The 13632-nt window shown below is 63.7% G+C and carries 14 protein-coding genes; 13 read left to right on the forward strand and 1 reads right to left on the reverse strand.

Annotated features, from left to right (window positions below):
* Nucleotides 1-315: 315 nt before the first annotated feature.
* From flhD to cheZ, 13 genes are all read left to right on the forward strand, one after another.
* On the forward strand, nt 316-636 hold the full coding sequence (gene flhD, locus SB822_RS10115) for a flagellar transcriptional regulator FlhD (protein ID WP_007581541.1): 321 nt from the start codon (nt 316-318) through the stop codon (nt 634-636).
* A 131-nt stretch (nt 637-767) separates the two neighbouring features.
* Complete coding sequence (gene flhC, locus SB822_RS10120; protein ID WP_007581539.1) at nt 768-1379, forward strand: flagellar transcriptional regulator FlhC; 612 nt, start codon at nt 768-770, stop codon at nt 1377-1379.
* 159 nt (nt 1380-1538) lie between these two features.
* Entirely contained in the window at nt 1539-2399 is an 861-nt protein-coding gene (gene motA / locus SB822_RS10125; RefSeq protein WP_007581537.1) for a flagellar motor stator protein MotA, read from the forward strand.
* 12 nt (nt 2400-2411) lie between these two features.
* Nucleotides 2412-3530 carry a flagellar motor protein MotB gene (motB, locus tag SB822_RS10130; protein WP_410854567.1) on the forward strand — a complete coding sequence of 373 codons (1119 nt, stop codon included), beginning with the start codon at nt 2412-2414 and terminating at the stop codon, nt 3528-3530.
* A gap of 70 nt (nt 3531-3600) precedes the next feature.
* Nucleotides 3601-3963, forward strand: a complete 363-nt coding sequence (locus SB822_RS10135; RefSeq protein WP_007581533.1) for a response regulator — start codon at nt 3601-3603, stop codon at nt 3961-3963.
* A gap of 73 nt (nt 3964-4036) precedes the next feature.
* Nucleotides 4037-6334: a chemotaxis protein CheA gene (gene cheA / locus SB822_RS10140; RefSeq protein ID WP_086918065.1), complete on the forward strand. Its 2298-nt coding sequence runs from the start codon at nt 4037-4039 to the stop codon at nt 6332-6334.
* Nucleotides 6335-6379: 45 nt separating this feature from the next.
* Nucleotides 6380-6907, forward strand: coding sequence for a chemotaxis protein CheW (locus tag SB822_RS10145; RefSeq protein WP_007581528.1), 528 nt, complete (start codon nt 6380-6382; stop codon nt 6905-6907).
* Nucleotides 6908-6970: 63 nt separating this feature from the next.
* Nucleotides 6971-8758, forward strand: coding sequence for a methyl-accepting chemotaxis protein (locus SB822_RS10150; protein ID WP_090834622.1), 1788 nt, complete (start codon nt 6971-6973; stop codon nt 8756-8758).
* 248 nt (nt 8759-9006) lie between these two features.
* The gene (locus tag SB822_RS10155; RefSeq protein WP_007742927.1) at nt 9007-9945 is read left to right on the forward strand and encodes a CheR family methyltransferase; all 939 of its coding nucleotides are present in this window, start codon (nt 9007-9009) and stop codon (nt 9943-9945) included.
* Nucleotides 9942-10742, forward strand: coding sequence for a chemoreceptor glutamine deamidase CheD (cheD, locus tag SB822_RS10160; RefSeq protein ID WP_007581521.1), 801 nt, complete (start codon nt 9942-9944; stop codon nt 10740-10742). The genes SB822_RS10155 and cheD overlap by 4 nt, the downstream gene beginning before the upstream one ends.
* Before the next feature lie 5 nt (nt 10743-10747).
* Nucleotides 10748-11851 (forward strand): protein-glutamate methylesterase/protein-glutamine glutaminase, encoded by a 1104-nt coding sequence (locus tag SB822_RS10165; protein ID WP_410854568.1) that lies wholly within the window; start codon nt 10748-10750, stop codon nt 11849-11851.
* A gap of 74 nt (nt 11852-11925) precedes the next feature.
* Nucleotides 11926-12321, forward strand: coding sequence for a chemotaxis response regulator CheY (cheY, locus tag SB822_RS10170; protein WP_007587316.1), 396 nt, complete (start codon nt 11926-11928; stop codon nt 12319-12321).
* 1 nt (nt 12322) lies between these two features.
* Nucleotides 12323-13042 (forward strand): protein phosphatase CheZ, encoded by a 720-nt coding sequence (gene cheZ, locus SB822_RS10175; protein WP_007587314.1) that lies wholly within the window; start codon nt 12323-12325, stop codon nt 13040-13042.
* A 175-nt stretch (nt 13043-13217) separates the two neighbouring features.
* On the opposite strand, the gene SB822_RS10180 is transcribed toward cheZ, so the two are convergent.
* The coding region (locus tag SB822_RS10180; RefSeq protein ID WP_410854569.1) for an integrase core domain-containing protein at nt 13218-13632 on the reverse strand (415 nt) is incomplete at its 5' end.

Below are 13632 nucleotides of genomic sequence, written 5' to 3' on the forward strand. Positions count from 1 at the left end.
GCTTTGTTTCCGCTCAAATATGGGCGCATAATCCGCTTCCCAAACCTTTCACGCCTGATCTCGCGTGTAAGTAGTCGGCACTTTCAGTCCGCCAATACCCTCCAAAATCCCCCGTCGCGAAAATTTGTAGGAAAAACTCCTACAGAAATCCTGGATTTTTCCGTCAATCAGTTGGGGTGCCTGTCCGATTTTCATCGACTGCCCCTTTCGGGAAAATGCACGCTGACCATAAGCGTGCCGTTCGTGGTTTTTTTTAACGCGAGCGAGCAAACGTTTTACCAGGCCTGACCAGCCAGATTTGAATCGGGGGATTCAATGAGCACCCAAAGTGACATGCTCAATGAAATTAGGGAAGTGAACTTGTCCTATCTGCTACTCGCGCAGCGTCTGCTGCGTGAAGACAAGCCGATGGGCATGTTCCGTATGGGCATCTCGGAGCAGCTCGCCGACGTGCTCGCCAACCTGTCGCTCGCACAGACTGTCAAGCTGGCCGCATCGAACCAGGTGTTGTGCCGCTTCCGCTTCGACGATCACCAGATCCTCTCGTCGCTGGCCGACAAGGGCAAATCGTCCGCCGTCGCCCAGGCGCACTCCGCCATCCTGATGGCGGGCCAGCCCGTCGAGCAGATCGGCTGAGACTGGCCGACGGCCGGCGCGCAGGCGCCGGGACAGACGCACCCTACGCGCGCCGGCAACGGCGCTTTTATCGTTTTTCCCGGCCGTTCGCGCCGACAGGAAAACGACAACGGACGCGGGAAGCGAGGCGGATGGCACAGAAAAGCGTGGTGCTCGAAGTCAGGGAAATCACCCTGGCGATTGAACTGATCGAACTCGGCGCGCGCTTGCAGCTGCTCGAGGCGGAGACGACGCTGTCGCGCGACCGGCTCATCAAGCTGTACAAGGAAGTGAAGGGCGTATCGCCGCCCAAGGGCATGCTGCCGTTTTCGACCGACTGGTTCATGACGTGGCAGCCGAACATTCACTCTTCGCTGTTCTACAACATCTACCGCTTCATGTCGGGGCTGGGTGGCTGCGTGACGATCCAGTCGATCGTCAAGTCATACCGGCTCTACCTCGAACACGCGCGCATGCACCACGACGAGCCGGCGCTGAGTCTGACGCGCGCATGGACGCTGGTGCGCTTCTTCGACTCCGGCATGCTGCAGATGACGACGTGCACGCGCTGCCGCGGGCAATTTGTCGCACACGCGCACGATCCGCAGCACGGCTTCGTATGCGGCCTGTGTGCGCCGCCGTCGCGCGCCGGTAAGACCCGGAAAGCCGCCGACGCGCGCTACGAGGAAGCGCAAGCGGCCCTCGGCGCACCGCTCGACGAAACACTCGAAGCCTTGCCTGAGGCCGTCGTCACGGCCGTCTGACAGGCCACCGGAGCGCCCGTCGTGCAGCCTTCGACAGGCGCGCGGCGGCACTCTGGTTAACACCGTCCCAGTCCGGCGCTCATTCCGCCAAAGTTTTCCGACTGCATGCCGTAAACCTGAATAACGACGGTCTCCGTCGCTTTTCGAGAGGGCTCGGCAGTGCTGATTTTCGTGGGAACACTCGTTACGCTGTTGTCCGTCTTCGGCGGCTATGCGCTGGAGGGCGGCCACTTGGGCGCGCTTATGCAGCCCGTCGAAGTGCTGATGATCGCGGGCGCGGGTCTAGGTGCGTTCATCCTCGGCAACGGGATGAAGACGATCAAGGCTACGTTGCGCGTGATTCCGACGCTGTTCAAAGGCGCCAAGTACAACAAGGACGTTTACATGGAGCTGATGGCGCTCCTCTACGTCCTGTTGGCGAAGGCGCGTAAGGAGGGCACGCTCACGCTCGAAGCGGATATCGACGATCCGCAGAAGAGCCCGATCTTCACGCAGTACCCGAAGATTCTTGCGGATCATCACATCGTCGAATTCCTGACGGATTATCTGCGGCTGATGGTCGGCGGCAACATGAATGCGTTCGAGATCGAAAGTCTGATGGACGAAGAGATCGAAACGCATCACGCCGAAGGCGAAGCGCCGGCGCACGCGCTGATGAAGGTCGGCGACGCGATGCCCGCGTTCGGTATCGTTGCGGCCGTGATGGGCGTGGTGCACACGATGGCCTCCGCCGACAAGCCGCCCGCCGTGCTCGGTGAAATGATCGCGCAGGCGCTGGTCGGTACGTTCCTCGGCATTCTGCTGTCGTACGGTCTGATCGGGCCGCTCGCGAGCGTCGCGGAACAGCGCGTCACCGAGTCGACCAAGATGTTCCAGTGCATCAAGGTGACGATCCTCGCGAGCCTGAACGGCTATGCGCCCGCAATCGCTGTCGAATTCGGCCGCAAGGTGCTCTTCTCGACTGAACGCCCGTCGTTCGCCGAGCTGGAAGAGCACGTGCGCCGCGTGAAGGCGAAATAAGGAACGCGGGCGATGAGCAAGGACAAAGACCGCGCAATCGTTGTCAAGCGCGCAGCGCCGAAGAAAGGCGGCCATCACGGCGGCGCGTGGAAGCTCGCATATGCGGACTTCATGACGGCGATGATGGCGTTCTTCCTGCTGATGTGGCTGCTGAGTTCGGCCTCGACGGTGCAGTTGAAGGGCATTGCCGATTACTTCAACCAGCCGCTGAAGATCACGCTGTGGGGCGGTGACCGCAGCGCCGTCGATTCGAGCCAGATCCCCGGCGGCGGCCGCGATATCTCGACCGACAAGGACGGCATCACGCGTCAGACGGACGGTTCGACCAATCGCGCCGAGCACACGGCCGCACGCGCCGACGACCAGGCGCTGCAGCAGTTGCAGGGCGCCGTCGAACGCCGCGAGCAGGTGCGCTTGCACGACCTGCAGGTCAAGCTGATGGCCGCGATCGAGGCGAACCCGGTGCTGCGCCAGTTCAAGCAGCAGATCCGCATCGATTCGACGTTGCAGGGCTTACGCATCGAGATCGTCGATACGCAGAAGCGCCCGATGTTCGCGACCGCGCAGGCCATCGTCCAGCCGTACATGCACGACATCCTGCAGGCGATCGGCAACACGCTGAACGACGTGCCGAACCGCATCGTCGTGCAGGGCCACACCGACGCCGTGCCGTACGCCGGCGGCGAGAAGGGGTACAGCAACTGGGAATTGTCGGCGGACCGCGCGAACGCGTCGCGCCGCGAGCTGATCGCGGGCGGCATGGACGAAGCGAAGGTGCTGCGCGTGCTCGGTCTCGCGTCGACGCAGAACCTGAACAAGGCCGACCCGCTCGACCCTGAAAACCGGCGCATCAGCATCATCGTGTTGAACAAGCGCTCGGAAGACGCGCTGATGCAGGACGACTCGAGCTCGACCACGTTGTCGAACGATGCCGCGGGCTCGAACAAGCCGTTGCTGCAAAAGATCACCCAGCCGGTTTCACCGCCCGCCGCGCAACCTCCATCGCCGCCCGCCAAAGCGCCGCACGCGATGCAAAAGGAAGCGGCGGAAACCAGCGCGGTCGCGCAGCGTGCGGCTGAACCGGCTGAAGCGACAGACAAGAGCGCGGCGCCTGCAACGGCGACGCAATGACAGATAGCGGGATAACGGATGCGCCGATGGCGGCGCTACCTTGATCCATCGTGAGCGCAGTGAGGATTGAATGATCAGGCACATTCTGGCAATCGACGATTCGGCGGCGATGCGGCAAATCCTTGCCGCGACGCTGACGGGTGCCGGCTATCAGGTGACGCTCGCGGCCGACGGCGACGAAGGGCTCGAAAACGCACTGTCGATGCCGTTCGATCTCGTGCTGACCGACCAGCACATGCCCGGCCGAACGGGCCTCGATCTGATCGCCGCGCTGCGCGGCAACCCCGCGTACCGCGACACGCCGATCCTGGTCCTCACGACCGAATCCGGCGAGCCCTTCAAGGCCGCGGCGCGCGATGCGGGCGCCACAGGATGGATCGAAAAACCGCTGGACCCCGACATGCTGACCGAACTGGTCGCGGCGCTCGCCTGAGCGCGGCAGCCAGCAGGCAGCAACCGATATTTGGAAGTGGCATAGCAGCCAGGACTCTCGCGGTGACACACGCATGACTCTCGACATCACTCAGTTCTACCAGACGTTCTTCGACGAAGCGGACGAGCTGCTCGCGCAGATGGAGCAGCTGCTCCTGAACCTGGACGTCGGCCATCCCGATCCCGAAGATCTTGCCGCCATCTTTCGCGCGGCTCACTCGATCAAGGGCGGCGCGGCCACCTTCGGCTTCACGGCGCTGACCGAGACGACGCACATTCTCGAATCGCTGCTGGACCGCGCGCGCAACAACGAGATCGTGCTGCGCAAGGACATGATCGACACGTTCCTCGAAACCAAGGACGTGCTCTCAGGCCAGCTCGCCGACTATCGCGCGAGCGCCGAGCCGGATGCGGCCACCGCCGCCGCGATCTGCGCGAAGCTCGAACAGCTCCATAAGGAAAGCAGCGGCGCCGCGCCCGCAGCGGCGGCACCTGCCGCGGCTGCGCCGGAGGCGGCAGCCGTGCAAGGGCACACGCCGGAGCACGTGGTCGAACAGGCTGCACAGGCAGTAGAAGCCGCAGGCGTTTGGGCAGACAACGAACCGGCACAGACCGGCGCTGCTTCATCCGATGCGGCTGCAGGACCCCATCTGAAAATTACGCTACGGGGCGTTGGGGAAAAGGACCAGGAACTGCTCACCGAAGAGTTGGGCAACCTGGGCCGTGTCGTCGGACAGGTGAAGACGGGCAGCGATATCACGCTGTGGCTGGAATCCGATGTGTCGTCCGACGATATCGTCGCCGTGTGCTGCTTCGTGATCGACGAAAGTCAGATCGTGATCGGCCGCGGCGCAGCGCCGGCAAACGGTGCGGAACAGGGTGCGCCTGGAGCATCCGAAGCCGCGCAGACCGAGCCGGCGAATGCGGGGGGCATGGCGAGCGGCGGCGCGGGGGCGCCGGCCGCTGTCGTGCAGCCGGCTGCTGCTGCACCGGCGCCTGCCGCCGCGCAGCCGGTCGCGCAGCCCGCAGTGGCGCAAGCCGCAGCACAGGCGGCGCCTGTTCCGGCCGAGGCCGCAATCGTTACACCAGCTGCCGCAGCCGCGCCCGCCGCGTCGAAGGCCGCGCCTGCATCCGCCGAAGGCGATCGCAAGGCGCGTCCGGCGGCCGCCGCGAATGCGGGCGAAGGCAGCTCGATCCGCGTGGGCGTCGAAAAGGTCGACCAGCTGATCAACCTGGTCGGCGAACTGGTGATTACGCAGGCGATGCTGGCCGAAACCACCAGCACGTTCGACCCGGCGCTGCATGACCGTCTCTTCAACGGCATGGCGCAACTGGAGCGCAACGCGCGCGATCTCCAGGAAGCCGTCATGTCGATCCGCATGATGCCGATGGATTACGTCTTCAGCCGCTTCCCGCGTCTGGTGCGCGATCTGGCGGCGAAGCTCGGCAAGCAGGTTGAACTCGTCACCTTCGGTCAGGCGACCGAACTCGACAAGAGCCTGATCGAGCGCATCATCGACCCTCTGACTCACCTCGTGCGCAACAGTCTCGACCACGGCATCGAAACGGTCGAGGCGCGCAAGGCAGCGGGCAAGGATTCGACGGGCCAGCTGGTGCTGTCGGCCGCGCACCATGGCGGCAATATCGTGATCGAAGTGAGCGACGACGGCGCGGGCCTGCGCCGCGACAAGATTCTCGCGAAGGCCGCCAAGCAGGGCATCACCGTCAGCGACACGATGACGGACGACGAAGTCTGGAACCTGATCTTCCTGCCTGGCTTCTCGACGGCGGAGCAGGTGACGGACGTCTCGGGCCGCGGTGTCGGCATGGACGTGGTGAAGCGGAACATCCAGTCGATGGGTGGTCACGTCGAAATCACGTCGCATGCGGGCAAGGGCAGCACGACGCGCATCGTGTTGCCGCTCACGCTGGCGATTCTCGACGGCATGTCGGTCAAGGTGGGCAGCGAGATTTTCATTCTGCCGCTGAACTTCGTGATGGAGTCGCTGCAGCCGCGCGCCGACGACATCTACACCGTCGCGAACGGCGAGCGCGTCGTGCGCGTGCGCGGCGAGTATCTGCCGCTGGTCGCGCTGCACGAAGTGTTCTCCGTCGAGGACGCGCGCACCGATCCGACGCAGGGCATCGTCACCATCATGCAGACGGAAGGACGGCGCTTCGCGATGCTGATCGACGAACTGGTCGGCCAGCAGCAGGTGGTGGTGAAGAACCTCGAAACGAACTACCGCAAGGTACACGGCATTTCCGCAGCGACCATCCTCGGCGACGGCAGCGTCGCGCTGATCGTGGACGTCGCGGCACTGAACCGCGAGACGCGCGCGTCGCATAGTGCGTCGCTGGCGCTCGCCTGAAACTGAAACTGAAATTCAACTCATCCCAACCGTTTGGGGGCTAACGTGGCAGAAGTCCAATCCATCAATTCGAACGGCGTAGCCGGTTCGATCGGCCGCCGCGACGCGCAAGCCGACGCGAGTGGTCAGGAATTCCTGATCTTCACGCTCGGCGCCGAAGAGTACGGCATCGACATCCTGAAGGTGCAGGAAATCCGCGGCTACGACAGCGTGACGCGGATCGCAAACGCACCGGAGTTCATCAAGGGCGTGATCAATCTGCGCGGCATCATCGTGCCGATCGTCGATATGCGTATCAAGTTCCACCTCGGGCGGGTCGAGTACGACCATCAGACGGTGGTGATCATTCTGAACGTCGCGGGCCGCGTGGTCGGCATGGTCGTGGACGGCGTGTCGGACGTGCTGACGCTCGCCACCGACCAGATCATGCCCGCGCCGGAATTCGGCGCGACGCTGACGGCGGAATATCTGACGGGCCTCGGCACGGTCGACGGCCGCATGCTGATCCTGATGGACATCGAAAAGCTGATGACCAGCCGGGAAATGGCATTGATGGAAGCGCTGGGCAAGTAAGTCGGGACCAGAGTAGGCGCTAAAGCGCCGACTCTGATCGACGGGTAATCAGGGAGTACAACAATGCTGAGCAGATGGTCGATTCGGACGACGCTGACCGTCGTGGGGATCATTCTCGTTGGGCTGACGGTGATCGTCGGGGCGCTCGGGCTCACCGCGCTGAGCCGTTCGGGCGACGCGCTCGACAGCATGGCGCACGGCGACATGGTCGCGATCCGCACGCTGAACGACTCGGGTTCGTTCCTGCTGCGCTCGCGCGTGTCGCTCGACCGCGTCAACGCGCTGACGGCGGCAGGCGAGATCGAGCAATCGAAGCAGGTGCTCGATCGCGCGGCCGAACTGCTCGGCAAATCGAATGAAAACTGGCAGGCGTTTCTGAACACGCCGAAGAACGGCATCGATCAGACGCTGATCGACGCCGTGGTCGCGAAGCGCACGGCGCTCATCAACGACGGCGTGAACCCTGAGTTCACGGCGCTGCGCGCAAGCGATCTGTCCGGCTATCACGCGATCGCCGACACGAAGATCAGCCCGATGTTCGTCGCGTACGACAACGCGGCATCGCCTGTGGTCAAGGCGCTGCAGGCACACGCGGAACAGCAGCAGGCGGACACCGCCGCGCAGATGTCGATGCTGCGCGCAGCGATCATCGGCGTCATCGTGGTTGCGCTGGTGCTGGTGGTGGCGATCCGCTTCGCGATGCGCGGCATGATCGTGCAGCCGCTGGATGATGCCGTCACGTGCTTCGAACGCATTGCGAAGGGCGACCTGTCGCAACACGTGGACACGTCAGGCACCAATGAAATCGGCCGGCTGTTCAAGGCCGTCAAGGCGATGCAGGACAGCCTGTCGACGATGATCCGGTCGGTGCACACGAGCGTCGAGTCGATCGATACAGGCGCGCGCGAAATCGCGATGGGCAATACGGACCTGTCGCAGCGCACCGAACAACAGGCGGCGTCGCTGCAGGAAACGGCGTCGAGCATGGAGCAACTGACGGGCACCGTGAAGCAGAACGCCGACAACGCGCGTCAGGCGAGTCAGCTTGCCGTGAACGCGTCGGACATCGCGACGCGCGGCGGCGAAGTGGTGGGCCAGGTGGTGAGCACGATGCAGGGTATCGCGACCAGCTCGAACAAGGTCGTCGACATCATCAGCGTGATCGAAGGCATTGCGTTCCAGACCAACATCCTCGCGCTGAACGCCGCCGTCGAAGCTGCGCGCGCAGGCGAGCAGGGCCGCGGCTTCGCGGTCGTCGCAGGCGAAGTGCGCAGCCTCGCGCAACGCAGCGCGAGCGCGGCGAAGGAAATCAAGGAGCTGATCGGCGACTCGGTCGACAAGGTCCAGAGCGGCTCCGCGCTAGTCGGCCGCGCCGGCACGACGATGGACGAGATCGTGCAGGCCGTGCGCCGCGTGACGGACATCATGGGCGAAATCAGCGCGGCATCGGAAGAGCAGTCGGGCGGTATCGAGCAGGTCAACCGCGCCGTCGTGCAGATGGATGAAGTGACGCAGCAGAATGCGGCGCTCGTCGAACAGGCTGCCGCCGCGGCGGCATCGCTCGAGGAGCAGACGCGCTCGCTGCAGACGGTGATTGGACAGTGGCGCGTGAGCGGCGCGCAGCAGACAACGAAGGCGATGCCGACGGCCAACACAGCGAAGAGCCGCGTGAAGGCAGCCGTCGCGCACGCGAAGCCGGCTCATGCGCAACCTGCCGTCGCGAAGACGGAGGCGGCAGCGCCAGCGCGCGCCGAACCGGTGGTGCGGAAGGCGAGGGTCGCGGCGGCCGAGTCCGCGCCGCGTCAAGCGGCCGTGGCCTCCACGTCCGACGCCGACTGGGAAACGTTCTGAAGGACGATGGATCGAGATGCGGACTTCCGGCACATCGTCCCGTGATGGACGTTTCAGCGCGGCGCGTCGTGAAGGCGCGCGTGCAGCAGGCTGGATCCGGCCGCGCGCAGCACAGTGGGAACAGGTAGAACAGAAGGCCGCGGCGCTGGCGACAGCGCATGCAACATCGCAAGCAGTATCGAAGGCAACAGCGGCATTGGCGGGATCGACGGGCGGTGCGGCGCTCCTTATGGCAGACGGAAGACATGATGATGGCAACGCGCGCGCAATCACGCCCTGAACGGGCAGAGCCGGGAAGATCCGGCGAACAGGCACGCGACTTCGAGTTCACTTCGGCAGATTTCGCGCGGATTCGTGAGCTGATTCATCGCAGCGCAGGCATTTCGCTGTCCGACCACAAGCGCGACATGGCGTACAGCCGGCTCGCGCGACGGCTGCGCGCACGCGGGCTCGACTCGTTCCGCCAGTACCTCGACATGCTCGAGGCGGACAACGATCCCGCCGAGTGGGAAGCATTCACGAACGCACTCACGACGAACCTCACCGCGTTCTTTCGCGAAGCGCATCACTTTCCGATCCTCGCGGACTTCGTTGCGCGCCGGCAGGCGCCCGTGTCGGTGTGGTGCTCGGCGGCATCGACGGGCGAGGAGCCGTATTCGATCGCGATGACGCTGATCGAAGCGCTCGGCGACCATGCTGCGCGCCAGGCGACGGTGCTCGCCACCGACATCGACACGCAGGTGCTCGCGAAGGGTGAAGCGGGCACGTACCAGTTCGATCAGGTCAAGCACCTGTCGCCGGAACGGCTCAAGCGCTTCTTTCTGAAGGGCACGGGCGCGCACGCGGGCATGGTGAAGGTGCGTCCCGAAGTGCGCGCGATGATCCGCTTCGAACAACTGAACCTGACGGATCGCGATTACCGGCTGAACACGCAGTTCGACGCGATCTTCTGCCGCAACGTGATGATCTACTTCGACAAGCCGACGCAGGGACAGGTGCTGTCGCGCTTCGAGCCGCTCGTGAAGCCGGGCGGCTTGCTGTTCGCCGGGCATTCGGAGAACTTTACGTACGTCACGCAGGCGTTCCGTCTGCGCGGACAGACCGTCTATGAACTGACACGTGATGCCGGCGCTGCGACGGCCGCCGGCCGCGCGGCTCAACGTGCAACGAGCGGGGTGCCAGCATGAGCAGCACCCTGCCGATCGCAACGAACCTGTATTACGACAACCACTTCCAGCGCCCCGGCGTGAAGCTGCTGCCGAACGAGTTCTACACGACGAGCGAAGACATGGTGCTCGTCACCGTGCTCGGCTCGTGCGTGGCGGCATGCATTCAGGACCGCACGGCGGGTATTGGCGGCATGAATCACTTCATGCTGCCCGACGACGGCGCCGACGTCGCGCAAGCCGCGTCCGACTCGATGCGCTACGGCGCGTACGCAATGGAAGTGCTGATCAACGAGCTGATCAAGGCGGGCGGCCGCCGCGAACGCTTCGAAGCGAAGGTGTTCGGCGGTGCGGCCGTGCTGGCGGGCATGACGACGATGAACATCGGAGACCGCAACTCCGAGTTCGTACGCCGTTACCTTGCGCTCGAAAAGATCCGCATCGTCGCCGAGGACCTGGAAGGCAAGCATCCGCGCAAGGTCGCGTTCATGCCGCGTACCGGTCAGGTGATGGTGAAGAAGCTGCGTCTTCAGCAGGAAGAAGGCGTCGCGGAACGCGAACAGGCGCTCGCCCGGCAATCGGCCGAAGAGCGCGCCGAGCGGCTCGCGAAAGCGCGTGCGCGCGTCGAGTTGTTCTCGTCGCCCGCTGCCGCGAAGCCGCGCATCGAGCTGTTCGGCTCGGGCGGATCGGCGGGAGCCAACCAGGCTTCGGGAACGGGCGCTGCGCGCCCGGCTGGCGCGAAGCCGCGTATCGAACTATTTGGCGCCGCCGCGCGCCCGACCCAACCAAATAACGCCAGGACGGTAGAGGAGGCGTGAGCACCGTGCAAAAGATCAAAGTATTGTGCGTCGATGATTCGGCGTTGATTCGTAGCCTGATGACGGAAATCATCAACTCGCAACCCGACATGACGGTCGTCGCCACGGCGCCCGATCCGCTCGTCGCGCGAGACCTCATCAAGCAACACAGCCCGGACGTGCTGACGCTCGACGTCGAAATGCCGCGCATGGACGGCCTCGACTTTCTCGAGAAGCTGATGCGCCTGCGTCCGATGCCCGTCGTGATGGTGTCGTCGCTGACCGAGCGCGGCTCGGAAATCACGCTGCGCGCGCTCGAACTGGGCGCCGTCGATTTCGTGACGAAGCCGAAAGTCGGCATTCGCGACGGCATGCTCGACTACTCGGAAAAGCTCGCGGACAAGATCCGCGCGGCAGCCCGCGCCCGCGTTCGCCAGGCCGCGCCCGCGCAGCATGCGGCAGCCGCCGCCGGGCACGCCGGCGCCGCTGCGCATGCCGCGGCGCCCGCGCCGCTGTTCAACAATCCGCTCGTGTCGACGGAAAAGCTGATCATCGTCGGCGCGTCGACGGGCGGCACGGAAGCGATCCGCGAAGTGCTCGTGCCGCTGCCGCCCGATGCGCCCGCTGTGCTCATCGCGCAACACATGCCGCCCGGTTTCACAAAATCTTTTGCACAACGCCTTAATGGTTTGTGCCGGATTACCGTTAAAGAGGCAGAGCACGGCGAACGCGTGCTGCCCGGTCATGCGTACATCGCACCCGGCCACGCTCACCTGTTGCTTGCCCGTAGTGGGGCCAACTATATTGCGCATCTGTCAGACGACCCGCCGGTCAACCGGCATCGTCCGTCTGTCGATGTGTTGTTCCGCTCGGCGGCGCAGCATGCGGGGAAGAACGCTGTCGGCGTGATTCTCACGGGCATGGGACGCGACGGCGCGGCGGGTCTGCTGGACATGAGGAAAGCGGGTGCGTACACGCTCGCGCAGGACGAAGCGAGCTGCATCGTGTTTGGTATGCCGCGCGAGGCGATCGCGATGGGCGCCGCGGACGAAATCGCGTCGCTGTCGGAAATGAGCCGGCGCGTGATGGCACGTTTGTCCGCAATGGGCGATCGCGTTCAACGCGTATGATGCGAGCCTCGGCGCAAAATTGAGATAAGCCGAAGATCACCGCACGATCTGGATTGGGGAAAAAGGAACAGGAAATGGATAAGGGAATGAAGATTCTGGTTGTGGACGACTTTCCGACGATGCGCCGGATCGTTCGCAATCTGTTGAAGGAACTGGGCTACTCGAACGTCGACGAAGCGGAAGATGGCGCGGCGGGTCTTGCGCGTCTGCGCAGCGGTGCGTACGAGTTCGTGATTTCGGACTGGAACATGCCGAACTTGGACGGCCTCGCGATGCTGAAGGAAATCCGCGCGGACGCGTCGCTCACGCATCTGCCCGTGCTGATGGTGACGGCGGAATCGAAGAAGGAAAACATCATTGCGGCGGCTCAGGCTGGCGCAAGCGGCTACGTGGTGAAGCCGTTCACGGCTGCGACGCTCGACGAGAAGCTCAACAAGATTCTCGAGAAGATGGCAAAAACCGGGAGCTGATGTGAACCCACCCATCGACGAGCAGGGCGCCAGGGACGACGGCACTGACCTCGCTACCGACCGCATCCTCGCCCGCATTGGACAGTTGACGCGCACGCTGCGCGATTCGATGCGCGAGTTGGGGATCGACAAACATGTCGAGCGCGCGGCGGAGGCGGTGCCGGATGCTCGCGACCGTCTGAAGTACATCGCGACGATGACCGAGCAGGCGGCCGAACGCGTGCTGTCGGCGATCGAAGTGGCGAAGCCGATGCAGGAGCAGTTGCAGCAGGACGCGGCGGAACTCGACGCGCGCTGGGAGCAGTGGTATGCGGCGCCCATCGAGCGGGAGGAAGTGCGCGCGTTGATGAACGACACGCGGACTTTTCTCCGCGGGGTGCCGGAGCTGACCACTGCGACTAACGCGCAGATGCTCGAGATCATGATGGCGCAGGACTTTCAGGATCTGACGGGCCAGGTGATCAAGAAGATCACGGATGTTGTTTATCTGATCGAGCAGCAGTTGCTCGGGGTGCTGATCGACAATATTGCTGCCGAGCGGCGTGAGCAGTTTGCTGCTACGGCGCAGCAGCTTGTTGCTGAGGCGCAGCATGAGGCGATTTCGCCGACTGGCAGTCCGGAAAGTTTGCTGAATGGGCCGCAGATCAATCCTGAAGGCAAGGCCGATGTTGTGCAGGATCAGGGGCAGGTCGATGATCTGCTGGCTAGTCTCGGGTTTTGATTTTTTTTGTCTGCGACGCTGGGTGGTTTGCTTGTGTTTTCGCTGGCATCCGCGTGTTGCCTTCGTGCTTCAAGCGTCGCCCCTGTGCGGGGCGGCACCTACTTTTCTTTGCCGCCGTTATGGACCGGGGACATGGGTAACGGGTGTGCGGGGACATGGGTAACACCTTATCCGTTCATTCTGGCTCATCCAGGTTGATGATTGTCAGTCGATGATGCATGAAATACACGTCATAGCAGTTCTCAAGAGTTGCATGTGGCCGGATGGCGACGGGCATGTTGTGCAGGGCATTCGATACCTTGAAATGTCGTGATCTGAAACGCAGTTCGCCATTCCATCGCACGCGCACAACCGTGTCGTTGCTGCCGTATTCGATAGGCGGCAGCTTCTCAGGATAGGTCCGCGCACTGACGCGGTATCGGGTGGCTGGCGTAGCCATGTCCAACGCCTGATGCGGACGCTGATGGTTGTACACCGTGCGCCATGCATCGAATGCGTTCTGGGCGTTGCGCAGGGTACGGAAGTGCTGGCCATTGAGGACTTCCGCCTTCAAGGTTCGATGAAACCGTTCGTCCTTGCCATTGGTTTGC

Source organism: Paraburkholderia sp. SIMBA_054, assembly GCF_046534875.1.
GTDB classification, from domain to species: domain Bacteria; phylum Pseudomonadota; class Gammaproteobacteria; order Burkholderiales; family Burkholderiaceae; genus Paraburkholderia; species Paraburkholderia hospita.